A 26,310-nucleotide genomic window follows, 5' to 3' on the forward strand; every position below is an offset into this window, starting at 1 on the left:
GGAGTGAACACTGCGCCGAGAATATACTTTTATCGATGACATAACCCCCACAAAACTATTTAACGACGGAAAGAGTGTCGCTTCCCGCCTAGTGCCAAAGAAATTGCCTGCTCCTCTCTGATAGAGGAGTGAACACCTAAAGGGTTATATAAATAACTTTTGACAAAACTTTGTTATCAGCTTAATTACGATGAGCTGTTGCCTCTCTCTAAAAGCATGTAATATATGGCATTAAATCATGAACAGAATTTAAATAGAAATGGAAAATAGTAAAAAATGGATGGGCAATAACATCTCTATTGAGATAAAACAAAGGAGGGGCTAAAAGAAATAAATTGCAAACGCTAACCGACGACTCGCCTCGTATACAAAGTAAATCTTGATAAATTTATGGGTAGCTTAGAAAAATGATCACAACAGAGAGGAGATACATCATCAGTATCAAGGGGAAACCGCTATCATTGGGGATGGCGAAACACAGGAAATATATTATAACTTACGAGGGGGGGGGGCGGAATAGCGCTATCAATCTTGCCATAGAAATATACGAGAGAACAATGCGTTAGCAGGAACATTCTCTCGTCAAATTAGCATTGGATAATCTTTAGAGACAACAAAATGTAACAAGCCCACTAATTCAGCATAAACTTAAACAAGCAGAAATCAATCTTCAACGTATTCCTCCGTATTGAATTGCCTTACACATCGCTCAACTAATAAAAAATCATAAAACACAGGGATATCGGGAAATTAGATAATATTTAATATCACTAAAAATGAAAATATTTACTCATCTATTTTACCAAAACCTTTCCAAATCCCCGGACTGCCAGCTTCAACACAAACCCACCCCATGAAACTACCACTCTGTGGTAAGGAGTTATCGATAACATCACCAACAGAAAAGTGGCCGTTCTTTGGAGGCCCAGGCAGTAATAAGCGTCTTATCGGTGGGATAATTACGCGTGACTCTACGCCAAGAACGGTAAATCTACCGAAGACGTTATTATTTAGCCACATCCCATCTTTTGAACCAAATTTGACATCACCTGCAACCATGCAGTCATCAATTAGCACATTCGGTGCTTTTGAATCAATAAAAATATCCCCATCAATAATGGAAGAAATAACTCTTAGCCTCAATTTCTTTGAGCCAGACTTGGCAAAAAATGACTTTTTGATACGGCAGTTCTCAAGAGAAACGTCACCATCAAGGTTTGACCAGTTAATTGAATTAAAGATGCAATCTTTGAAAATTTTAAACCCTGAGGTGGATATTGCATCAACCGTATCAATAGTTACATCTTTGAAAGTGAACCTGCTATTAGTCCCTGTTTTTATTTGTATATTTTTCGCCGGGCTGCACCTATGCGAATCAATATAAAATTCACCATAAACATGCTTCAAAAGATATTTAATTTCATCACTTCCTCCGCCACTAACTTTAATTGTCCCTTTTCTCTGCATAAATAGAGTACAGCCCTCAGTACCAGAGACATCCCAATGTGCATTATATTCAGCATGCAAGTTAACAAAATAGTTTTCTATACCGCCGGCAAAGTCACAAATAGGTGAAACAGGGTTATCTTCCCATTGGCAATCATTAAAACGAAGATAATTGCAATCATCTTTAAGTGATGACATTATAACAATTGGACTAACCAGCGTTTTAGACTCATCAAAGCCATCTTTTAAATTGGCTCTATCGCCAGATGTTCTTCCACAATTGAAAACATCAACTTGTTCAAAAACAGAATCTTGGCATTTATCGATAAATAGTCCCGCACCATCAAACCCCTCCAGAGTAACCTGCTCTAGACGCATTGCATATTGATATTGCAGAAAAAAACCATGACACTTGCTCAAATTTCCAATGAGTTGAATATTGCTAATGGACACAGCACGAAAGCCAGGACTTTTAACAGATTTATCAGATTTCCCAGGAAAATGAAAAACACCGAAATTTTCGTAGCCTTCATTCATGCGAACATCAATGACCGTGCCCCCTTTCTTGCCAAACCCATCTATCTTGGCCCCAGAGTCTAAAGGAAAGATAATTGGTGTTTTAACTACCAATTTTCCTCTCGGCAAAACGATTCTACGATTGCTGGAAAAATTAATAGCGCGAGTAATCGCCGGTCCATTATCATCTTGTATATCGCTAATCCCAAAATAACTGCCTAAGATAGGCTCATCGTTTGAAAATACTCTTTTCCAACGTTTACCATCATCTGTAACAATTACCATCCCTCCATCATCAGGAGAAGTGTTGTCATCTGCATCGTAATAGAACTCCCCACCTCCTGAATGTTGAGATTGCACGGACGGCTTATGGTTAGCGACTACGCTTTTCATCACGGAATTAACTGCAGTAGTACCTGACGATGAATAATAGCTGAGTACATTTATTCGTTGACCAGGACTGATTGGAGACAGTTTCTTTAAGCTTCCAATATCAGGGCAATTACCAGCTGAAGAACCGGCACTTGCATTTTTTATTGAATCATCAGCAAGGGCATTTTCTGTCCTTGAAATAGCAACAATGGAAGCCAATGCCATAACGACACCGCTCTTGAGTGATTCTCTCTTAGAAAAATCAGGGTTACTTTTCTTCATTTTCTGACTCCAGAATAAATTTATTGGTCTTGTCCCCAGAGAGATATCAACATACTAACAAGCAGCTTTAAATGAGATCACTCCTACTTTTTGTGTGATTTGAGTATATATAGTAATAGGTCAGTATTATAAAACTATCAACAGTAAAGAATGTTACAGTGGCAGTAAAAAGAACCAAGATAACAACATCATAACTATCTAACTTCAAATACATACAGAAAAATATTATTGCGATGAGACCAATAACCCCCATCTCCATGGCAACACCTAGAAGTCCAACATTTGGCTTGAAACCGAACCCCCCCAAATAATCCACAATAGGCTGATAGTTGGTAAAACATTCGTATTCTTTTCCACACCCAATTAAGAAGCTCGGTACATTCATATTCAAGACTAAATATGATGCAGAAAAGCGATGTGCTATAGATTGATTTTCGTAGAAAAAGGCAGGAACACCGACATTGAGATAGTTGGCGATCGAAACGAAAACGACAATGAAAAGTGAAAAAGTGAGCACAACAGGAATTTTAGCCAATATACGCCGAAAAGGGTAAACAGCTGCTATAAGAAAAAGTATAACTGAGGCCTTAGACAAGCTGAAAATATATCCTAATGCAAATAATACAATCTCCCAAGCCCTTAATTTAAAATCTCTTAGTCTTATCATAAACGAGATGATTAATAGGGAAACAAAAAAACCAGCCTCTCGTGATAACCCCGACATTCTTGGCAACAGAAAAACTTCATATTGGTTAGTAAAAGTTTTAGTTGCATAGTCACCCCATATTGCAATCGATATTGCCTTTGGTCCTATTGCAGCAGAATAGTTTGTACCAGCGAATTCATATAAGGAAAATTGTAAAATACACCAGAGAACGGAAATGAGCATACAGACATATATTTTACTAAAAACAGGCTTTCCTATTTTATGAATATATGCAACACCCAATACAAGGGCAAATGTCTTGATGACTAAATCGTACCGCCAAAATGCCAAGCACAAGACAGTCCACACACAAAAAAACAATAAAATCTTTAAAGATACTGTAGACAATTTTCTTATAAACTCATAATCCATGAAAACCAAAGGAATCCAAAGATACAAAGTCACATCGCCCACGTAAGGGTTGAAAGGTGTAGCGATGAAAAAGAAGGCAATCCCCCACCTCAGAATATTTAGGAAAAATCTTTCCTTTTCGCTACTATCAACGATAGCGTGTGTTGTAATACTCATTGATTCTTGCTCTCATAAAGAAAATTTTCTTATAATATACTAACCACAAATCACAATCAATAAGCTGATTTATTAATAAATCCTTTAAAGACTGTAAGAAAAATAATTCGAATGTCGAACCAAACGCTCCAATTCCTAATGTAATCGAGATCATATTCAACTCGGCTCTGCATTTTGTCTAGAGTGTCCGTTTCACCTCTCCATCCATTTATCTGGGCCCAGCCAGTGATTCCTGGTTTAACTTTATGACGCAGCATATAACCTTTAATTAGCTTTCTGTATTGTTCATTATGCGCTACTGCATGTGGACGAGGTCCAACAATAGACATGTCCCCCATCAAGACATTTATAAATTGCGGAAGTTCATCAAGTGATGTTCTACGTAAAAAACCACCAACAGCAGTAACCCTAGCATCACCTTTTTTTGCCTGGACAACTTTATCTCCATTTTCCATAACACTCATGGATCTAAACTTCCAAACCATTATAGATTTCCCATCCATGCCATAACGTCTCTGTTTGAAGATAATCGGTCCTGGAGACGTGAACTTAACAAATATCGCAATCAATAAAAGAACGGGAGAAATAAAGATTAATATTGCAAGCGAAAGTAAAATATCCTCGACGCGTTTTATTATTTTATTGACACCGCTGATTGGCGTATCAAAAAGGGAAACTACAGAAACTCCGTTTATTTCTTCGCTACGCGACTGTAGAATATTAAAAGTAAAAACATCTGGTATAAGCATAACCGAGCAAGTTGTATCAGATAATTCAGCCACAGTATCCTTGATTAAACGTTCTTGCTCCATTGGCATCGCAATATAAATTCTATCAATCCGGCCATCTTTTGCATCCCTGATAAGCTGTTCTAAATCACCACATTTTTCAACTTTCGTGTCTATAGAGTCATATTCGTCATCATATATTCCGAGAACTTTGAAGCCCATCCAATGAGCATCATTTAAAGTTTCAGCTAGCTTGATACCTACAGGGAGTGATCCCATGATCGCAACATTACGGGTGTTAAACCCCATATTGCGCATATAGCCAAGCAATAAACGAATAATCGAGCGAGAAATTATCAAACCACAACATGCTAAGAGGTACCATTCAGCATATAGCGTTAAATCACTATAAAAACCATCGATAAAAGATATAATACCAATAGTCAATAAAACACTTAAAGACCAGTTTTTTATGATAAGTTGAATCTCTAAGGCAACACGGACCCCACGCCACGAGCGATAAAACTCGGTTATACCACCTGCCATTTGAAATATGACGATTGATATCAATACTACAACCCAATGCTGCATGGTAAATACATTGCCTGACAGCTTGCATGCTAAATAGAGACAGAGGCTTATAATGATAATATCTGAAAACCGCTGTATCATTGAAGTTAGAGATGCATTAGATTGTAGAGCACCACGACGAAAACCATTCATAGCTGTTTGCCTATTAACCAACATAGTATAACTCCTGCCCCAGTACCTGTCAGATTAAAAATATAATTTTTACAAAACAGAAGAATACATTGTATATCAGAAGAATCGCGTTCAATCTTTCTATTACAGGAAAGATATCTTCGTTGCGCTTTAAATATCATGCACCAAGATCAAGGTACACTTTTTTGGTTGCTGCAATCATCTTGTCCGCCGTAAATCTCTTACTAAACGTATCTCTTGCTGCATTCCCCATTCTCTGCCATTCCTCTCTTGATGTACTTTCGAGTATATGACATAGCTCCTCCGTTTGCTCAGGAGAAAATAACCGACCATTTATGTGATCGTCAACGACCTCGGGGAAAGAACTACAGTTACTCGCTAAAATAGGTAATCCATAGCTCATTGCTTCCAATGGAACCATTGCAAAACCTTCCCATCGGCTTGGTATTAGCAATACATCAGCGCGACAGAAATGTGGTGCCAATTGTTCAGCGGATAACCAGCCGGCATATGTGGTCTGCGGAAGATCTTGAATCTTATCATTTTCATTTTCAAGCACAAAATCGCCGACAACTGTCAAATGGAATGCTTTTCCTTCTAATTGGCGCATAGCTTTGGATAAAATATCAAAACCTTTTTGGTAGTCGAACCGACCAACAAAAAGAAGTTGAATAAGCTCATTACTTTCAAAGGAATTGACTTTTTTAGCGTAATTGTCATTACTCGGAACGCCATTATGAACGACGACCAGTTTATTCTCATTAAGCCCCGCATCAACAGCTATTTTCTTTTCACAATGACTGACACAAATGACCACATCAGTTATAGGAAGCAATAGTTTTTCGATGACAGTATATATACGTGATTTAAATCGAGATACTGTCATCATAAATGCGAAAGCATGCGGGCAATATATTACTTTTGGGCGATAGATTGGCCAGAGAAGAATCAACGACAATCGTCCTAAAGCACCAGCAAAACTACTATGCAAATGAACCACCTTTGGTCGATGTTTCAATACAACTCTCGTAAATATAAAGAAAAACTGTAGAAAACCGCGAATCCCACGCCCTAATCGAGGAAAAGATTTTATCGACCTAGAGTCAACACCATATAGTTCTGAAGCTTGGTCAGCAGGAACTAAACAACAAATGTTTTCCTGCCCTTTATCAGCAATCTGACTTTTTGCCAACTGACGAAGGACCGTAGCCACTCCCCCCTTGATTGTTTCTGCTGCATGAAGAACTCTCATCAAATCTCCCAGTAATATTTATTATAAATATTGTGAAATTATTTTATCAACTGCTTGTGCCGATTTCCCCCATGAGAAGCGACGTGTGTTTTCAAAACCCAGCCTTATGAGCTCCTCGCGGACAGAATCATTGCAGACGATCGTTTCCATTGCAGTAGCGATTTCATCAATTTTGTAGGGATCAAAATATAAGGCACTCGTCCCTAGAACCTCAGGAATCGACGCAGAAGAAGAAGCTATAACTGGACACCCGCAAGATTGAGCCTCGAGAGGAGGGATCCCGAACCCTTCATAGAAAGATGGGAAAACAAATGCTGTAGCATTCTGATATAATTTAACAAGTTCCAGGTCATCGACACGTCCCAAAAACTCTATATTTGAATTAGTATTCTCGGCGCTCGCATACATCTGCTTATTGAAGTTATCAGCAGAGCGTCCAATAATCTTTAATTTAATATCAATTTTATCGTCTAACATGGCAAAGGCTTTTAACATACCATGAAAATTTTTATGGTAATTAGGGGAGGATACAGCAAGAAGGTATTTTTCTTGTCTATCTGAATCAGTCGTCTTAAATTTGTCAGATGACGCATTATAAACAACTGATATTTTTTCCTTTTCCACATTGAAAGCTTTGGCTATCTCACCCTTAGAAAACTCACTAACCGTAATAATCTTCCGGCTATTTTTTAGCATAATAGGAATGATTAAGTTATAAATATAACGGAATTGTCTAGAAAAACTCTCAGGATATCTCTTGTAGGTAATATCGTGGTGTGTGACGATTTGATTTCTATAGAATAAGGGGGCAGTACTGCACAGGTTAAGTAACGGTGGAGAGCCAATACTTTTAAGATATTTTGGGAGATCGATTTGTTCCCATAAATGACCATGTTTTTTTCCAATCACCTTGAGTTCAAAAGAAGGATCAGCCTCAATCTTCAATTTCTCATCAGGAACGAGGAAAACCACATCGCCTCTGATTGCATTCAAACTTCGAGATATCTGTTCTGCGAAACGCTGTACGCCCGTCATATCCTGCGTAAGAAACCTTGCATTAATATAAAGCATTAAAGGCACCAATTATTAATCATTATTAAGGGAGGTTTAAATATCACGGTTGACATCAATATAGTTCGATATATTTCCCTGCAATATATTTTATATCAAAATCCAGAACCGGATTTATATTAAATGTAGGATGAGTCATAAGGTAGCTAATATTAAAGTCTTGGATGGGGAATATATTATCATAAAGTTTTGCTATTTCAGCCACCCCTCCCGTAAAATTAGTATAAACAACTTTCCCTGCATTGGCGGATTCAGCAACTGCCCGTCCAAATGGTTCGTTCCATTTATTAGGCAGAACCACAACATCAATCGACGCCATAAAATCCTCTACCTTAATAAAACCCATCGTTTTTATATTGCTGGCAGATGCTAATATTTCTAATTCATTACCTTCAGTATCATTACCGAAGCGCCCTGCGGCATAGAAATCAATACCTTTGGTATTTCTATATTTTGCAGCTAACGAACAATAATCATCAAACCCTTTGTCTCTAGTCAATCGTCCAATGAAGCCCACCCGCACATTTTCATGATTCTTTTTATCGCTTTTAAAATCAATACATGAAATAGGATTATAGATATATGCATGAGTAGAGTTAATGCCAAATTTATTTGACCTATGAAGCTTAGAAATATACTCACTGATACCCACAAAACAATCAACATTTCTACTGCATATTTTTTTCACAGCAGAAAGTAGTTTTACTCCGACACTATTAACATCAACATTATTACCCGACTTAAACAATGTACTGTTCGGATGAAAAAGATAGTAATCTCGCGTGGTGTGGACTATTTTTATTTTTTCTTTTTTAGCTGCTTTCCAAACAGAAACTGAAAAGCCACTTAAGTTGTTTGTATGTACAACATCAGGTTTTATCCTGGCCAATTCTTTACCAACAAGTGACATCATCCAAGGGTTGTACATGTCAATGATATGCCATGCGAGTTTTATTAATCGCCCTTTCCTACCATTGGAAAATGGCCAGTAAATATTTTTTAGAGGAAAATAAAAAACACGAACACCATTTAGAGTATCTTTCAATATATCACTGTGGTCGTGCAAACAAAAGATAGTCACATCGTGACCATTACGGATTAACTCCTCTGCCAGCAGTTGAACAGAAACTTCAGCACCACCTACTTTATAAGGAGCATAAAGTGTATTGATCATGACAATTTTCATAGCCTACCTATTTAAGCGTGGAAGAGTTTAATCAAAGCACCTTGTTAATCAGTTCAATGTTGGCATTATTATATCGAGAATAATTATCGTATATACAGCCGACAAAAGACTTCCACTCTGGGGACAAATTAGCCTCATTGATAACGTAAGACGTTATTTTTATCTTATCCCCGTAGATCATGATCAAATTGTCGTATAAAGAAGAATAAAACCCAGCAATCGAAGACACATTCTCTTTTTCCATTAAAGGATACACTTCGAAAGGAAAGTCAAATCTTTTCACTTTGACAAGCTCCGATATCCTTTTTATTTTTTCAGCTCTTTCTCTACGATGTGGGACATAATAAAAAACAGATTCAGGCTTTGAATTCAATAAGTCTTTTATCATATTTAATGTTAATTTAATATCATCAACCGATGTTACTCCGGCCTCAAAAAGTGGTGACCCAATAATAAACACTTTATTATCGTTACTGGGTAAGCTTGCTAGCTTTCTTTTATAATTTTCGTAACAGTGCCTTATGACAACATCACTCTTCTTGACTTTTTCTTCAATGTTATATACGGAAAAGAATGTGATTTTTTCGAACTCATTGTTAACCATACCAATGGATTTCAAGAAGAAAGACTTGATAATTTTTCGCGGACTAATTCCCTCCTCTCGATTTATTCTTAGCGTCGCCGTCCCATCATCAAGAAGAACAATGTTTCTTTTTTTAAATTTTCCGGCTAGCATCCAGAAAACACGCGCACGGTATTCTCCTGCAATAAGAGTGACTCTGTTTTTATTTATTGAATTTTCACCAATTCCTTTAAGAACACTTTTGATCTTAAATGAGTTTTTTAGAGTTCCTTCCACATCAATAGTAACCAATTTTTTGTACTTAATCATATCCACTATATTCATGATCTGATTATAATTAAGTGCAGAGTTTTCGGTTTTTTTATTGATAATCAAGATCTCCAGACTTATATTTTTAGCATCCAAAAACTCTATTAAATTAAACGCCTGCAATGGCGATTCGATATACGCAATATAAGCATCCATAATTATTTCACCATAGCACTCATTCAATTGTTATTTTTAGCCTTAAGATATATCAGTGGAATTTTTTTTCATCACGTAATTTTATATAATGCTCAACATCTCGTTGAGAAAACACTTTTGCCGGATGTCCTCCTGCAATAGCAAACGCAGGAACATGCTTAGTTACGACACTGCCTGCCTGTATGATCGCACCTTCACCAATTGTAACACCTGGAAGTATAATCACATTGACTCCAAGCCAAACATTATCACCGATAATAACATCCTTGATAATATAAGTACTATCGTATGGGATAGCATTGCCGTGGTGATTATGATTTTCCGTAATTAAAATGCATCCAAATCCACAATGAAAATTATCTCCGATGGTAACATTCCCTTTACCAATAACAGTAAGACCATTAGAGTTAAAATTATCACCCAATTTTGTTTTATTATTGACAATCGTCAAATAATTAACCTTCGGATTTTTACCGCAACTTTCCACCATGTTTACAACTTTTTGGCGATATATTGCTTTTTTTCTATTCCTAAGCCAACGTTTTAGAACTGCTATCATTTTATCTGAGACCTCCGTAACTCTCGCCTTCCACAAACAATAGTGACAACGCAGGCGAAAAGACTTGATAACGTGTATACCAAGCAAAAATACTCTACTCTTATCTCTGTCACAGTTATGATGAAGATACCAATCAAATGTGTAATCATCGACCCCATAGTGATAATTGAAATGATTTTATTTTTGCGGTAATAAAATAAAGAATGAGTAAAAACATAATAGATAGATAAGAATGCAGTTCCCGGAAGAAGAATATTAAAGTAATAAATCGCGCTGTTAAACTCAGTTTCAAATAGGTAAGGAAAAACAAACGGCAAAATGACAAAATACGCTACACAAGCGATAATCACCAAGCCTGTATAGCCATACTGAATTAATTCCACGCCTTTAAAATCATTCGCTTTAAGCTTGCGATAAATGAAAGGTTGGAAAGCCTGGTTGATAACGCCGAAAAAGAGCATAACGATAGAGGTTAGCTGAAACGCCAAACCATAAACCCCGACTACCGCTGTACTCATGTAGTGGGCTATGAAGAACCGATCTACAGAGGATTTAATCCAATAACTGCCGTGATGCGGCAATAGGGATACCCCGTAGCTAATGATTTCCTTATAACGCTTGCGCACCGGTTGGAACACACTGCGCTCAACCGCTATTTTTCTGTAAACAAAGAACTCATAGGCCAACTGAATACTGAAAAATGATGCCGCTATCGCTATCAAACGTTGTCCTGGCGTCGCCGCTATTATCTCAAAAAGAGCGATCGTGAATAAAACGTTGAATGCGGAAAGCAAAAATTGTCCGATAGCAGCAACTTTATAGGTCTGACTAATGCGCAAATGCGATAAATTGATAAAGTTCAGCGCCTGTGCCAGAGAGGCTAAAACAACCAGAAAACCATCGCTGAAAGAAACTGATATCTTGGCGACCAGTGTGACAATGTAGAATATAGCCATCAATAGCACGCTCGAAGCGAAAGCTAAGGTGATGTTATCTCTACGAAACACCAGGGAGCTCCCTTCCCCCTCCTGAATGTATTTGACCGGCAACAGACCTTGACCACTGAACGAAATGAAAATGATCAAGATCTGAATAACGGACAAATAAAGAGTCAGCGCGCCGTACCCCGACGCGCCAAGGTGTGCTGTCAAATAAGGCAATATGATGAAGCCGATGACCTTGCCGAGAATATCCCCTACCGACAAGGCCGCAGCCCCCATAATGGCTTTACTCATTTACAGATACTTTTCCAGGAAGTTAAGCGCATGCCAAAACCCTTCTCCTTGGTTTTTGTGCCCCTGCCACACTTCAGGAATAAACTGCGCTCCCGGCGCATGACAACGCAGATCATCAGCCAGCTCGTCAAAGTTCACATCGCCTTTACCGATCTGTACCCCTTCACCGTCCACTCCCAAAGCATCAACAATATGCATATGTGCGGTGTAAGGACCGACCTTCTGGGTAAAGTCATGCAGATCCCATTGGTAGTAATTGCAAGCCATCATAGAATGCGACGTGTCATAGCAGATGCGATAACCGTATTTTTCACAGAACGCTTTAATCTCGTCCGGATCAACAAACAGGTTATGATAGCTCTGACCACCAAAGTGCCATGGGAACGGAGGCATCGTCTGGATGATGATTTCAACGCCTTCTTGATTGATTTCACCCAAAGCCGCGCCAATGCGGTCGTACATCGCCTGGCGTGACTCTTTTGGCAAGAATCCGGTGGTATTGAAACCGCCCGCATTAACCACGATGACAGGACGCTCAGTTTTCGGGAAATATTGCTTCAACGCGCGAGTCACATCACAGACACGCTGCAACTGTTTGATCGAATGAGCAAGATAAACTGGATCATCCGTCGCCAAGTCTAAAATGTGATCGTTGGCGAACAGCTCAGGGCTATGTACCGCAAAACCGATATTTTCAGCGCCGGAGAAGAATTCAGTCAAATCCAGCTCCATGTCCTGATAGCTCAAATGGAACTCGACGAAATCCAGATTGGATTTATTCTTCAACTTGCCGTAATCGTGATAGCGCACAGGAATGCCGAACGGACGATTGAAATCATAGTCCTTGGCTTCTATCGCCACGTCATTCAGATCCGACTCGTAGAAATACCCTCCTTTTTCGTGGTCACGATTGGCTTTCTTACCGACCAATTGCTCCAGATATAGAGGCTGCAGGCCCTGGCCCGGACTCTTCACTTCAACCATCTCGCGAGTGATGATTTCACCTTTTTTCAGATCGCGATTGATAATCAAACTTTTTGCCAGAGTTTCGCGGTTGATCATTTCCCCTTGGGTAATAGTACGTTCGCCGGCGTTGCCCATGGACTCTTCAACTTCGCGGATACGTACGACCATCTCTTTGAACTCAGGAGGTAACAACGACACCTTGTGGTCGTTGCCTTCCATGGATTTGTCGATAGTGAAGTGTTTTTCGATCACTCTGGCGCCCAATGCGGTCACGGCGATCGGCACTGAAATGCCTCGCTCATGACCAGAATAACCGACCAGACAGCCCGTCACCTGCTGCAGACGCTTGATATAGGCCAGGTTGACGTCTTTAAACGGGGTCGGATAAGTAGAGTTGCAATGCAGGATCACAAACTCGGCACCTTTCGATTTCAAGAAGTCCACCGAGCTTTTAATTTCAGCTTCGCTGCACATGCCGGTAGAACAAATCAGCGGTTTGCCCGTAGCGGCCAACGCGGCCAACATTTCGTGGTTAGTGAAGTCTGCGGAAGCAACCTTATAACCTTCCATGCCATAGTCTTCCAACACTTGCAAGCTCTTCAGATCCCAAGGGGTACACAGCGGGGTCAGCCCCTTCTCCTTGCAATAATCGAACACTTCAATCAATTCTTCATTGCTAAGCTGGAATTTTCTCAGCAGATCCAGCGTGTACTGCGCGCCAAGATCGGCGGATTTGTCTTTATCGTTGCCGCCCTTATACAAAGAACTCAGATCGCGCATTTGGAATTTGACGCAATCGGCGCCCGCGTCAACCGCCAGGTCAACAAGATGCTTAGCCAGCTTAATGTCGCCATTATGGTTGTTGCCAATTTCAGCAATAATGTAAGTCGGCGAGGTCTCCGTGATAGTGTGTCTGCCAATCGTCAGACCTTTTTCGCTTTGCAGAGCAACGGCGACCAAACGACGATAATCGTCAACCAGCGGCAGAACGTCAACGCCATTCGAAAACAGCGATTCAATCTCATTACGTGGCGCATCCACTTTTTTATAGCGGACATTCTGATTCATCACTTCCGAAATTTCGCGGCTCAGGTCGAAATCGCCGTTAGTTATCCAACGGCGGAAATCGCCGTCCGAGAAAGAGCCGCACAGCTTGCCGTCTTCGGTGACGACAAAAATAATGCGTTTTTTATTCGAGTTGATTTTTTCTAAGGCTTTAATGATTGATTCGGTTTCAAACACTAAAAAGTCAGATATTTTTTTCTGAATTAACATGAATTATCTCCCACTCCAATTTTTCAAAATCACTTCAACAACCGCCCAGTCCAGCATGGTGTCAATTTCAAAACTTTCCTCTTCAGACATCTTATGCGCTACAACTTTGCCACCAAGACGATTACCGGTGCTGAGGAGAATTTCGCTTTTCGTTACGTAAATTGAACCATTTTCTTTGAGTTTAATACTTTCAGGCTTAATATCTTGCCGGCGCGGACGGTTTAAGTAATCGTAATAGGCTTTCGGATTATCTTCATTTTCCCACAAGAAATGCCAAAACTCACAAACGCTCAGCAATGAATCGGCTTTCTTTTCAAGAATCTTTCCGATTGCAGAATCAATCGCATCATCTTTGCGAACAGGAGAGGTAGCCTGCAACAAGACGGTATACTCAGGGTGATAATTCTCATTTTCAGCCAACCACTCCAGCGTATGCAAAAGTGCGGGCTCAGTCGCAGCGGTATCGTTCGCCAGATGGGCCGGACGCATAAAGGGGACTTCCGCGCCATATTCTCTTGCTATCGCAGCGATATATTCACAATCTGTTGAAACAATGACACGATCAATACTCGAAGAATTTAATGCCTGCTCTATGCTCCAAGCGATTAATGGCTTACCTGCAATTTCTTTAATATTTTTTTTGGGAATACCTTTCGACCCACCCCTTGCTGGAATAATTGCAAGATTACTCATTTTTTCTCCAAATATTCTGTATTATTAATTCTTCATTGAACTAAAAGCTCCTCTATATGAGGAGCTTTATTAATTTAAGAGAAGAAGAAATTACTTATACTCGTAAGCGTAATAGCCGTAAGCGTCACCGGATTTATTTTCAACGGCATTAAGAATAACACCTTTAATCTCGGTACCATTCTGTTCGAAACGACGAATACTCACTTCAATTTCTTTCAGTGAATTTATACCATGACGCGCAACAAGCAATGTTGTGCCTATGTTTCGCCCAACAATAGCTGCATCCGTAACCGCAAGGATAGGCGGCGTATCAACAAGCACTATGTCATAGTGTTCGCTTGCCCATGTTAAGAGTTCGGTTAACCGTTTATGCATTAATAGCTCAGATGGGTTTGGTGGGACTTTACCCCGAGAAATAAAGTCTAGACTAGATAACTCTGTCTTTTTAATTACGCTTTCGACAGACGTTTGACCTGATAAGAAATCTGAGAGCCCCATACCTAACTCACAACCTAACAGGCTATGTGCATAACCTTTACGCATATCAGCATCTATAAGGAGGACTTTTTGCCCAGCCTGTGAAACAACAGCAGCTAAGTTTAAACTTACAAACGTCTTACCGATATTCGGGCTAGCACCACATATCATCAACACATTATTTTTAGCTTCAATCATCGCAAAATGCAGGCTAGTACGTAGACTACGTACAGCCTCAATCGCAAGGTCTGCTGGGTTGCCTACAGCAAGCAACGAGTCAACATTAGCTTGATTCTTTCTTTGTCCTTTATTGAGGATAGAGCTATCTTTCTTCTGTTGCCATTCAGAAAGAGGAATACTCGCGTACACATTAATGCCTTGCTGTTCAAGTTCCTCAGGACTTTCTATCCCTCTGTGAAGCATATTTTTCAAGACTACTACAACAACTGAAAGCACACCGCCAAATAAAGTAGCAATAATGATGATTAGCACTTTTCTTGGTTTTACCGGTTTAGGGGCAGCCTCCGCAGAGTCAATAATGCGGACGTTACCAACGGTACTGGCTTTAGTGATCGAGAGCTCTTGCTGTTTATTCAGCAATTGCATATAGATTTCTTTCCCAGCATCAACATCTCGTGTTAAACGAAGTATTTCCTGCTGGGTTTGAGGCATCTTGCTAACACGTTTATTCAACTTATCTTTTTCTTGCTGCAATGTCGAGCGCTTCTCCATCAACGCTCGATATGCTGGGTGCTCTTTCGTATAAAGCTTGGATATTTCAGCCTCTTTGAAAGTAAGCTCATTCAATTGAGCTTCCACACCAACAATTGTATCCAGAACAGATTTTGCCTCTAAAGACAAATCGACAGAATCATTCTTTTGGCGAAAACTATTAAGTTTATCCTCTGCAGAATTTAACGACTCTCTGACTAATGGTAATTGATCTTTCAGAAATGCCAAACTACGAGCGGCTTCTTCTGATTTTCTTTCTACGTTTTGTTCAAGATAATTACGACTTATGCTATCTACAATTTTTTTAATTTGAACAGGATCATCACCATTATAACTTATTGACAGAACACCTGTGTCTTTCCCTTTATCTTCAACTGTCAGATTGTCTAAAAGGTTTAATGTTGCAGAAAGTTTTGACAGTTTTTCAATTTCAAAAACAACTCCCGGAGCGGATTCTATCCCACTGACAAGTAGAGATATATTACCACCTGACGCCAACTGCCCTACTCGGCCTTTAAATAAAAAATCACCATTCTTTGAAATGGTATAATTTTCTTTATCGACTACTGTCAATTCGATGTCAGCATCAGATAGTTCAGGTGGTACACTTAACCGCGATAATGCGATTTGCCCTGGTTCTTCCCCCATCAGCCTAGCCCAACCGCGTCCGAATATAGGGAAATATTTCTGATTCGCGATCGTATCTAGATGCAGATCACTTACCGTTTTACCCAAAATCATCCGTGAAGTTATCAGCTCGATTTCCGTTGACGACGCAGGTTGTGCATCAGGAAGCATTTGAGTCAGGTCATTAACAAGCGAATTACCATCACTCCTTTCCACCTGAATTAATGCGTCGGCTCTATATATTGGAGTGGCAAAAAGACTATACAGGATTCCCAATACACAAAACAAAGTTGTGAACCCTAAAATCAACCAGCGATGATCAAAAAGGATACTAATCAATCTGGCTAAATCTATCTCATCATTGCTTTGGCTAGCTGGAAGCTGGCCAGCTTTACTGTTGTTAGTCATGTTGTTCTCTATTCAACGGTTTAAAGCATCAGCCCATTTCTGAGCTGATTCTGCAAGCAAATTGTAGGCATATTCAAACGCCTCAGGACTTTTCCTATAAGGATCAGGAATATCTTTTTGCCCTTGCCAGTGTGCAAAAAGCATTGTCTTCCCTCTTACTTCAGGAATGAGCCTACATACAGCATCTACATGTCCCCTTTCCATTACAAGAATGAGAGAATATTCTTGACACATACTCTTTGTAAGCTGCCGAGCCACATGACCCTCAAGAGAAATACCGTTCTTACTGGCTATCAGTGCCGCTTGATTATCAGCACTGTGTCCAACTAAAGCATGTATACCTGCGGAGGCAATATTTTTAGCCGGACACAGTTTTTTAAGCAAAGCCTCGGCCGTCGGCGAACGACAGATGTTGCCTACACAAACTACCAAAATGGAATCAAACATACTCTATGCCCTATGGCCAATTACGAATGCGCAATGTACCTTCAGTCAGGTCATTGAAGCTCGATATTGTAGGTGCCAGCTGACTGATAACACGGTTCCAACGGACAATCGGTGCTGCAGTAACATAGACGATATCATAAGGCTGAAGTTGGAATTCCGCCCCCATAACCATGGCTGTCGCATCAGCCATGTTCAACTGATAGATATCAGCTAATTTGCTACCCTGTGTACCATGGAGAGGTCGGATGACAAACACACCGGTTGCATCTGCAGTCGTTTGGCTTATCCCATTGGTATTACCTAAGGCCTCTGTGAGTGTCATACCACTCCGATCCATTTTCAGTGTCGCTGGTGTTTTGACTTCACCCATAACAAATATCTTAAGATCGTCATTTCGAGGAATATAAAGAATATCACCCGGGTACAATAATCTGTTCTGCGTAAGATCGCCGTTTTGCATCATTTTCTGCAAAGACAGGCGCTCTTCTTTACCATTGTGAGTGAGCACAATATTACGCCAATCAGCATTTTCCGTCAGGCCACCCGCGACGTTAATTGCATCAAGTACCGTCAAGGGAACATTAGTGATAGCTTGTTGCCCTGACTTCGATACCTCACCAGTAATGTAAGCTTTCTGCGAACGAAACGCAGCTATATTGACATCGACCTGAGGGCTTTCAATATATTGAGAAAGCCGACTTGCTATTTCAGAACGAACCTGGGTCGCAGTTTTTCCCGCTACACGAACTTTACCAATATAAGGATAAAAAATTGTACCATCCGATTGGACCCAGTTCCCCGTATCGCTAGCGCTTCGGTATTGGCCTGCTGGTGTAGTCAACTCCGGGTGATCCCACACAGTCACATTAAGGACATCACCAATACCGATATGATATTCGTAGCTACGAAGTGCTTGTTCAAGCAACGCGTTCGGCTGAGCGACTACTCGTGGGGGACGAAGCTTGTCAATTAACTTTGGCGTAACCGGATATACATTCACCAGTTCATCGATATTAAAATCACTATCCTCTTGTTTTACCGTGTCTTTTCCTGATGTGTGTAAATGCTGTCCGGGAAGGATAGTACAACCACTGAGGATACCGACGGATACAAGTATCGATATAATTTTCAATTTTCTTTTTGCCATCGAGTTATCATCACTTTCAAGTATGTGTTTCAACAAAGCTGACAAGATAATCCTATCTAACCTTGTCAGAGCTGATTTGCAATCTAACGAAAATTCCAAGTACAAAGTCATGTGAATACTGGTCTGTAGCATTCGTCAAGACGTGCACTCTCCCGTCATTGAGCTATCGTTGAAGTGTCAGAAGATAGTATTAGGATGGGAAGAGTGGTCGCCATCCTGGCAAATCAATTACCACGTCTAACACTGACATTCGCATCCAAAGTCTACGAACTGCCGTCTGGCCGTTATCTCTTTCAATCTGGTGCAGACTCAGGGTGAAAAAAATCTAAACAATACCGGCCACTGGAGGATTTTAATATAAAAACCACTCATGCGAAATGCTGGCGTTTAAGGCTAAGCCCCTCACTATGAGGATTTATAACCTCTGAAACGCCAACTTTTCTGCCCACTCGCGGAAGGCTTTACCCTGCGTAGGATGGCGCAATCCGTAAGTCACGAATGCCCGCAGATAGCCCATCTTCTCACCGCAATTGAACGACTCACCAACCAATTCAGTGGCCTCTACTATTTGCTGCTGAGTCAGCTCAGCAATAGCATCTGTCAGCTGAATGCGTCCCCAAGCGCCCGGCTCAATTTTCTCGAGAATAGGCCAAATATCCGCAGATAGCACATATCGCCCAACGGCTGAGTAGTTTGATTTTAGCGGAACATCGCGGCCCGGCTTCTCGATTATTGAACTGATACGTGAAGAATCGCCAGGTTGCAGTGCGTTATTCTCACATTCGACAACAGAATACTCACGCAGAGTATGCTCGTCGACCGTTTGAACCAGTATCTGGCTATGGCCCGTTTCTTCGAAACGAGAAATAAGATGCGGCAAATTATCTTTTCTCAGGTCAGCCTTGGCATCGTCAAGCAAAACATCTGGCAACAGAACAACAAATGGCGAATCACCAACCAACGGTTTAGCGCAGAGAACGGCATGTCCCAGTCCTTTTGGTTGCCCCTGGCGAATGTGCATCAGCGTCACGCCTTTTGGCGTTATCGACTGCACTTCATCCAACAGCTGCCGCTTCACACGGGCCTCCAGCATCGCCTCCAGCTCGAATGAGGTATCGAAATGGTTTTCGATGGCGTTCTTGGAAGAATGCGTCACCAGGATGATCTCTTTGATCCCTGCCGCGACGCATTCGTTGACAATGTATTGAATCAACGGTTTATCAACGATTGGCAACATCTCTTTCGGAATCGCTTTGGTCGCCGGCAGCATGCGCATGCCCAATCCGGCAACGGGAATAACCGCTTTCAACTTCGTCATGGTAAACCTCATTCATTCTCGTGTTCGCTCTCAGCCGCGGTGGCGACAACCTGTTACTTTCCCAACGTCTGCTTCAACCAGTGGCTGAAATTCTCACCTTCCGAACCGTGACGCAGACCATATTGCACAAACGCCTTCATATAACCAAGCTTGTCACCGCAATCATGGGATTTACCGCTCATATGGAACGCTTCCACCGTTTGCTCTTTCATCAACATCGCGATCGCGTCGGTCAGTTGAATCTCGTCGCCTGCGCCAGGAGCGGTCTTTTCAAGCAGCGGCCAAATTTCTGCTGAAAGTACATACCGGCCGACAACCGCTAAATTGGAAGGTGCATCCTCACGGGCCGGCTTCTCAACCACCGCCGTCATCGGTGCGCTTTCTCCAGCAGCTATCGTCGCGCCTGCGCAATCTACCACACCATATTTGGACACATCTTGTTCCGGCACCGGTTCAACCATGATTTGGCTATAACCCGTATCATCAAAACGTTGAATCATTTTAGCCAGATTTTCTTTACGCAAATCCGCCGTAGAATCATCCAATAAAACATCGGGTAACAGCACAACGAAAGGAGAATCACCCACCATTGGTTTGGCGCAAAGCACCGCATGCCCCAACCCTTTCGCCTGTCCCTGACGCACCTGCATCACGGTAACATCCGGCGGACAAATACTTTGCACTTCACTCAGGAGCTGACGCTTTACGCGCGCTTCGAGCATGGCCTCCAGCTCAAAAGAAGTGTCAAAATGGTTTTCAATCGCGTTTTTCGATGAATGCGTGACCAATACGATATCTTTAATCCCCGCCGCGACGCATTCAGCAACAATGTACTGGATTAAGGGCTTATCGACCACGGGCAACATTTCTTTAGGAATAGCCTTGGTCGCTGGCAACATACGGGTTCCCAAGCCCGCAACGGGGATCACTGCCTTAAGTCTTGTTTGCATTTTCATTCCAATTCATCGTAGCGCTGCACTCACCTGTGCAGCGTGAACAAGGGGATTCAATCAGGCACGCTACCGCCCTTGGCTTGCAGCTACCAAAGTACTGTATTGACGCATCCAACCACGTCATTGTATGAGCCAGTAATTTTTATGCAAAACGGCACTCATTCTTCGTTTGAACTGTCATGCTGTTCACAAAAAAATAAAAAAATCGGTGCCTTTATAACCAAACGATGCTAGTTACTGCCGTTATATGACTAAGATTCTTATACTAATGCCTAAGTGATACAAGCCTTAGATCCCCCCAGTCAGCCGTTTTCAGAATAAGACTACTCATGCCACATACCGATAAGAATCATAGTTGAAGAAAATTGTTTTAATATTTTGATTTAAATATATTTAATAAGACGTTTCTTTTCTGAGCGCATGGCATCCCGGCAGATATTTGCTCCCTCGGCCCTTGATTCCTTGGGCCACTCGGCGCCGATCGATGTTTACGGCAATACGCCTGTGCTGATCCACGTCCTCCCGATTAAAGTTGAATTTTGCCGCCTCAACGCCCATCATTCCCGTGCGGCATAAGCCGTAGAACTTACAGGTGAAATTGGGCGTATGGAATGGATCGCTGATCCAACAATTTGGGCCGGCCTGGCCACTTTGGTCGTGCTGGAAATCGTGCTGGGTATAGACAACCTTGTCTTCATCGCCATTCTGGCGGACAAACTACCGAAACAACAACGAGATAAGGCCCGTGTCGTCGGTCTGTTGCTGGCGCTGGTCATGCGTCTGGCTCTGCTCGCCTCCATATCGTGGCTGGCGACGCTGACCAAACCGATGTTCATCGTCGCGGAGCACCCCTTCAGCGGCCGCGATCTGATCATGCTGGTCGGCGGGATATTCCTGCTGTTCAAAGCCACCATGGAGCTCAATGAGCGGCTGGAAGGCAAGGATGAAGAGCAGCATGGCGCGCGCAAAGGCGCACGTTTCTGGCCGGTCGTGGCGCAGATCGTGGTGCTGGACGCCGTCTTCTCGCTCGACTCGGTGATCACCGCGGTCGGCATGGTCGATCATCTGGCGGTGATGATGATCGCGGTCTGCATCGCCATCGGCCTGATGCTGCTGGCCAGCAAGCCGTTGACGCGCTTCGTCAACGCTCACCCGACTATCGTTATCCTGTGCCTGAGCTTCCTGCTGATGATTGGCTTTAGCCTGGTGGCGGAGGGCTTCGGCTATCATATTCCGAAAGGCTACCTCTACGCAGCGATCGGCTTCTCGGTAATGATCGAGGCGCTCAACCAGCTGGCGCAGTTCAACCGCCGTCGCTTCCTGTCAAAGGTGCGGCCACTGCGCGAACGCACCGCCGAGGCGGTGTTGCGTATGCTGAGCGGCAAACATGAAGAAGCAGAGGTCGACAGCCATTCCGCCAACCTGCTGGCCGATAGCGACAGCGAAAGCGGCGAGATCTTCAATCAGCAGGAACGGCGCATGATCGAACGCGTACTCGGCATGGCGCAGCGCACGGTCAGCAGCATCATGACCTCGCGTCACGACGTCGAATACCTTGAACTGAACGATCCGCAGGAGAAGCTGACGCAGTTGCTGGAACGTAATCAGCACACGCGCATCGTGGTGGTGGAAAGCAGCGCCAGCGACGAACCGCTGGGCGTTATCCATACTATCGACGTCCTCAAACAGCAATTGGCGCAGGCGCCGCTGGATCTGCGTGCGCTGATACGTCAACCGCTGATCTTCCCGGAGCAGCTCACGCTGTTAAGCGCCCTGGAACAATTCCGTCAGGCGCAGACGCACTTTGCCTTTGTGGTTGATGAGTTCGGCTCCGTCGAAGGCATCGTCACCCTGACGGACGTGATGGAAACCATCGCCGGTAACCTGCCGGAGGCCGGCGAAGAGGTGGACGCACGCCACGACATTCAGCAAAACGAGGACGGCAGCTGGATCGCCAACGGCTATATGCCGCTGGAAGATCTGGTGCTGTACCTGCCGATGCCGCTGGAAGAAAAGCGCGAATACCACACGCTGGCGGGGCTGCTGATGGAGCACAGCCAGCGTGTGCCGCAAGAAGGCGAGCAAATCAGAATCGGTGACTACCTGTTCGAACCGCTGGAGGTCAACAGCCACCGTATCCTGAAGGTGAAGATCACCCCGCCGCCTCCACCGGAGGACTACGAGGTTTAGCATTGAGGCCGGGCATCCCCCGGCCTTTCTTTTACTGGGGAACCAGCAGTTCCGTCGCCACGATCACCACCACCAGCCCGACAATCACTGGCACCGAAGTGCGTTTTACCACGTCGAACGGCGAGATTTTCGCCATGCCGGAAACCGCTACCACCACACCGGAGACCGGTGACAGCGTGCGGCCGAGGTTAGACGCCTGCAGCATCGGGATCACCAGATAGGCCGGATTCACGCCCATCTGCGCCGCCAGTTTCGGGATCAGTTCGACAAACGCATAGAACGGCGCATTGCCGGAACCGGTGGTCATTGCCGCCAGCATGGTGATCACCACCAGCACCAGCATCATGATCAAACCGCCGGTGCCAAACGACTGCGCAAGGCCAATCAGCCCGCTGATAAAGCCGACGGTACTCAGCCCCTGCGCGAAGACACCCGCGGCCACCAGCAACATCACCACGCTGGCAAAAGCATCCGCCATGCCGCGATAGGCTACCTCCAGGCCGCTGAACACTTGTTTGGCGCTGAAGCTGCGCGCAAACTCGATCACGGCCGCCAGCAGCATGCACCCTACCAGCACGGTAATGATGTGCAGCTCCGGCCCCCATTTTCCGTCGAAGATCAGCACGCCAAGGATCGGCGTAAACGGCAATATCGCGTAGAACCCCGGCGCATGCGTTTTGATTTCGCTGACGTCCATGATGTGATGCTGTTCATTGTTCTTTTTGTCGAGGTAGCGCTGCCAGAAAAAGTGCGCCACGGCCATACAGACGATGGCGGCAATCGAGATAGGCAGCGTGGTTTTGAACGCAAAGTCCACCAGCGGCATCTCCGCCGCCTTGGCTGCCAGCACCACGTCGCCGGAGGTCGGTGCCAGAATAATCGCCGCCGGCGAAGCGCAAATGGCCGCCGCCGCCCCGCGGCTAATGCCGACGTTCACCATCAATGGGAACAGCGTCGCCATCAGCAATACGCCGAGGCCGGTGGCGGAAGAGACCGCCAATGACATCAGGCAAGCGACAAAGTATGCCGCCACCATCAGCAGATAAGGCGAGTTGATCATCTGCAACGGGCGCGAGGCCAGCTTGACCACCACGTCGTTAGCGCCGATATGCGTCATGTACGCGGCAAAGCCGCACAGCATCATGATCATCATGCCCAGATCGCCGCCACGGCTCATCAGCAAAATCTTGACGTATTCGATCATGTCGGTCGCGCGCCAGCCGGTTGAGGTGGCGCCGGACGGCAACAGCGTTTTCCCCATCAGGGCACTGATGCCGAGCAGCAGCAGCCCCCCCACCAACAAAACGCCGGTAGCGGAATATCCCTTGATGATGTAACGGCCCACGCCCGCCGCGACTGCGGCGCCAATAAGAAGCTCTATCATGTTTCCTCAACTCGTCATGTTTTCGCGCTCAGGCGCATAGTCATAGCAGAACAGCCCTTACTCTGCACAAACTGCGCGCGAGCCTTCATGACCTTCATCAAGGTAACGGAGAGAAATTACCGCGGGAATCTCGATATTGACGCGGGCCACAATGTGGCCCGCGTCGTAGGGATTACAGTTTGTCGAGCAGCTTCTTCAGATCCTGGCCTTCGCGCGAATCCTTGTTCTTTTCAGCCCACTTGTTCAACGCATCCTTGGCCCGATCCTGCAGCGTTTTTCGCAGCACTTGATCGACTTGCAGTTGATAATTCAGCTGTTGCCAAGGCCCGTAAACCCGCAGCGGAATCGGCGTTTTTTGCAGTTGTTCGATCAGCTCGCCGCGCCCTTGCCATCCGCCGGTGACGCGCACGTTAAGCGCCATATCGCACTGCTTGCCCGGCATATCGATGCTGCCGGCGCCGGTCAGCGCCAGCAAAGGAGAATCCGCCGTCAGACCGCTGAGCTTGACCGTGCCTTGATTCAGGCTGGCCTGCGCAGAGACGCTTTTGACCTCGGTATAGCGCTGATAGCTGTCTTGCCCGCGCACGCTGTTATCGTTGCGCGCCACCGCCTGTTGGATCAGTTGCTGAATGTTCAGGCCGTGCAACTGCGCATCCTGCATCGCCAGCTGCGCCGTACCGCGCCAGCGGTGCTCAAATGACTGTGAAGAAAGACGATCGCCGGTCAGATCCCCTTTCATGCTGAATTTGCCGGTCAGCATCTGCGGCATGTCGAAGGCTTTGAGCACCGTGCCGAGTTCAACCTGGTTCAACGTCGGCTGCACGCTGATCACCGGTTTATTACCGCGCGCGTCCAGCGAGCCCGGCAAGGAGAAATCACCGCCGGCCAATTGCCCGACAAGTTTATGCAGCGTCAGTAGGCCGCGTTGATTATCCGCCGCGACGGCTAACTGGGTAACGTTCATACCGCGGTAGGTCAACTGCGCCGCCTGCAGATTCAACTGTGCATTGAAATTGCGCAGCGCTTCCAGGTTCTGCTGCCGATCGTCAACCTGGCTGGCGATCACCGGCGCGGCGGTCACGGCGGACTGCTCGGCGGTATTAGTGCTGGATTGCCAACCGGAAAGCGCGTCGAGATCGAGATTAGCCGAATTCAGATTCACCACATAGCCAGGCACCGTCCCGAGGCTGGCGCTGATATCGCCGGCCAATTGGCTGTTATTGGCACTGACGTTCAGTTGGCTGATGGCAATCTGCGCTGGCGTGTGCTGATAGACCACCTGTGCATTGCCCTCTCCCTGAATACCGCCATTAAGAATATCCGCGCCCACCAGTTGGTAATTGAACTGAGTCACTTTGGCGCCGATCTGGCGTGGGAACTGCTGTAGATCGACATCGGCCGCCATGCTGAAGGTCAGGTCACGCTGATCGCGGTTAACCCGACTGGAAAGTTCCAGCTGCGCCTGCCGTTTCTCCGTTTGTTGCAGAGTGAGATTGATATCCCGGACATTGATTTGCTCGTTGTCGGCGCGCTGCCAAACCAGCAGGCTGTCCACGACCCGTAGGTTGTCGATATCGAACTTCCAGGCCGCGTCTGCCGCGTCAGTACCGCTACCGGCGGGTGCGATCGGGGCGTCCACCTGAGAGTGCTCTTCACTGTCGGGCGTGAGGCGAATGACGGCATTTTTCAGCATCACCTGTTTAACAAACAGCTGATGCGACAATAGAGGCAATAGTTTGACATCGAGGCGCATGTTTTCCGCGCTCACTACCGGCGCCTTGGCACCCGGCGCGGTCAGCGTCATGCGCCCGGCCAGAATGCTGAGCTGTGGCCAGATATGCCAACGTAGGTCGCCTTCGAGCGTCAGTTGGTAGCCGCTCTTCTGTTCGACCTTTTTGACCATGTAACCGCGAAAATCATTCGGATTGACCAGCAGTACCAGCGCGGACATCCCCGCCACCACGACCACCAATAAAATCGCCAATGTCGTCAGTAATCTTCTCATGCCACCCTCTTGTCAGCGCCACACCGACGGTGCATC

19 protein-coding genes are annotated in these 26,310 nt (G+C 44.5%); 1 reads left to right on the plus strand and 18 read right to left on the minus strand.

What is annotated here, in order from left to right; genetic code table 11:
* Window positions 1–786 precede the first annotated feature (786 nt).
* From N6G83_RS10590 to galU, 16 genes are all read right to left on the minus strand, one after another.
* On the minus strand, window positions 787–2,616 hold the full coding sequence (locus N6G83_RS10590; RefSeq protein WP_152692852.1) for a hypothetical protein: 1,830 nt from the start codon (window positions 2,614–2,616) through the stop codon (window positions 787–789).
* Between the two features lie 67 nt (window positions 2,617–2,683).
* The gene (locus N6G83_RS10595) at window positions 2,684–3,850 is read right to left on the minus strand and encodes a hypothetical protein (RefSeq protein WP_197823929.1); all 1,167 of its coding nucleotides are present in this window, start codon (window positions 3,848–3,850) and stop codon (window positions 2,684–2,686) included.
* 56 nt (window positions 3,851–3,906) lie between these two features.
* Window positions 3,907–5,301 (minus strand): undecaprenyl-phosphate glucose phosphotransferase, encoded by a 1,395-nt coding sequence (gene wcaJ / locus N6G83_RS10600; RefSeq protein ID WP_049205980.1) that lies wholly within the window; start codon window positions 5,299–5,301, stop codon window positions 3,907–3,909.
* Between the two features lie 157 nt (window positions 5,302–5,458).
* Window positions 5,459–6,553, minus strand: a complete 1,095-nt coding sequence (locus N6G83_RS10605; RefSeq protein ID WP_080287164.1) for a glycosyltransferase — start codon at window positions 6,551–6,553, stop codon at window positions 5,459–5,461.
* A 21-nt stretch (window positions 6,554–6,574) separates the two neighbouring features.
* On the minus strand, window positions 6,575–7,624 hold the full coding sequence (locus tag N6G83_RS10610; RefSeq protein ID WP_049205847.1) for a glycosyltransferase family 4 protein: 1,050 nt from the start codon (window positions 7,622–7,624) through the stop codon (window positions 6,575–6,577).
* Between the two features lie 55 nt (window positions 7,625–7,679).
* The gene (locus N6G83_RS10615; protein ID WP_260523932.1) at window positions 7,680–8,810 is read right to left on the minus strand and encodes a glycosyltransferase; all 1,131 of its coding nucleotides are present in this window, start codon (window positions 8,808–8,810) and stop codon (window positions 7,680–7,682) included.
* 31 nt (window positions 8,811–8,841) lie between these two features.
* Window positions 8,842–9,858 (minus strand): polysialyltransferase family glycosyltransferase, encoded by a 1,017-nt coding sequence (locus tag N6G83_RS10620; protein ID WP_260515293.1) that lies wholly within the window; start codon window positions 9,856–9,858, stop codon window positions 8,842–8,844.
* Between the two features lie 52 nt (window positions 9,859–9,910).
* Window positions 9,911–10,417, minus strand: a complete 507-nt coding sequence (locus N6G83_RS10625) for an acyltransferase (protein ID WP_072008281.1) — start codon at window positions 10,415–10,417, stop codon at window positions 9,911–9,913.
* Entirely contained in the window at window positions 10,414–11,652 is a 1,239-nt protein-coding gene (locus tag N6G83_RS10630; protein ID WP_260515294.1) for an oligosaccharide flippase family protein, read from the minus strand. The genes N6G83_RS10625 and N6G83_RS10630 overlap by 4 nt, the downstream gene beginning before the upstream one ends.
* Window positions 11,653–13,893 (minus strand): N-acetylneuraminate synthase family protein, encoded by a 2,241-nt coding sequence (locus tag N6G83_RS10635; protein WP_049205839.1) that lies wholly within the window; start codon window positions 13,891–13,893, stop codon window positions 11,653–11,655.
* 3 nt (window positions 13,894–13,896) lie between these two features.
* The gene (locus N6G83_RS10640; RefSeq protein ID WP_043142452.1) at window positions 13,897–14,586 is read right to left on the minus strand and encodes a cytidylyltransferase domain-containing protein; all 690 of its coding nucleotides are present in this window, start codon (window positions 14,584–14,586) and stop codon (window positions 13,897–13,899) included.
* 90 nt (window positions 14,587–14,676) lie between these two features.
* A complete protein-coding gene (gene wzc, locus N6G83_RS10645) occupies window positions 14,677–16,830 on the minus strand; it encodes a tyrosine-protein kinase Wzc (RefSeq protein WP_049205834.1) in 2,154 nt (717 codons plus the stop codon).
* A 12-nt stretch (window positions 16,831–16,842) separates the two neighbouring features.
* The gene (locus tag N6G83_RS10650; RefSeq protein WP_072008271.1) at window positions 16,843–17,277 is read right to left on the minus strand and encodes a protein tyrosine phosphatase; all 435 of its coding nucleotides are present in this window, start codon (window positions 17,275–17,277) and stop codon (window positions 16,843–16,845) included.
* 10 nt (window positions 17,278–17,287) lie between these two features.
* Window positions 17,288–18,424: a polysaccharide export protein gene (locus N6G83_RS10655; RefSeq protein WP_043142459.1), complete on the minus strand. Its 1,137-nt coding sequence runs from the start codon at window positions 18,422–18,424 to the stop codon at window positions 17,288–17,290.
* 415 nt (window positions 18,425–18,839) lie between these two features.
* On the minus strand, window positions 18,840–19,742 hold the full coding sequence (locus N6G83_RS10660) for a sugar phosphate nucleotidyltransferase (RefSeq protein WP_043142447.1): 903 nt from the start codon (window positions 19,740–19,742) through the stop codon (window positions 18,840–18,842).
* A gap of 53 nt (window positions 19,743–19,795) precedes the next feature.
* A complete protein-coding gene (gene galU / locus N6G83_RS10665) occupies window positions 19,796–20,692 on the minus strand; it encodes a UTP--glucose-1-phosphate uridylyltransferase GalU (protein WP_049205978.1) in 897 nt (298 codons plus the stop codon).
* Window positions 20,693–21,301: 609 nt separating this feature from the next.
* Here galU and N6G83_RS10670 point away from each other — a divergent pair.
* Entirely contained in the window at window positions 21,302–22,885 is a 1,584-nt protein-coding gene (locus tag N6G83_RS10670; protein WP_025302162.1) for a TerC family protein, read from the plus strand.
* A 31-nt stretch (window positions 22,886–22,916) separates the two neighbouring features.
* Here the strand turns inward: N6G83_RS10670 and dcuC are convergent, their stop codons facing one another.
* Together dcuC and asmA are read right to left on the minus strand one after the other, a co-directional pair.
* A complete protein-coding gene (gene dcuC, locus N6G83_RS10675; protein WP_099817592.1) occupies window positions 22,917–24,269 on the minus strand; it encodes an anaerobic C4-dicarboxylate transporter DcuC in 1,353 nt (450 codons plus the stop codon).
* Window positions 24,270–24,441: 172 nt separating this feature from the next.
* On the minus strand, window positions 24,442–26,274 hold the full coding sequence (asmA, locus tag N6G83_RS10680; RefSeq protein ID WP_089195689.1) for an outer membrane assembly protein AsmA: 1,833 nt from the start codon (window positions 26,272–26,274) through the stop codon (window positions 24,442–24,444).
* Between the last annotated feature and the right edge of the window lie 36 nt (window positions 26,275–26,310).

Source organism: Serratia sp. PL7 (genome assembly GCF_945957435.1).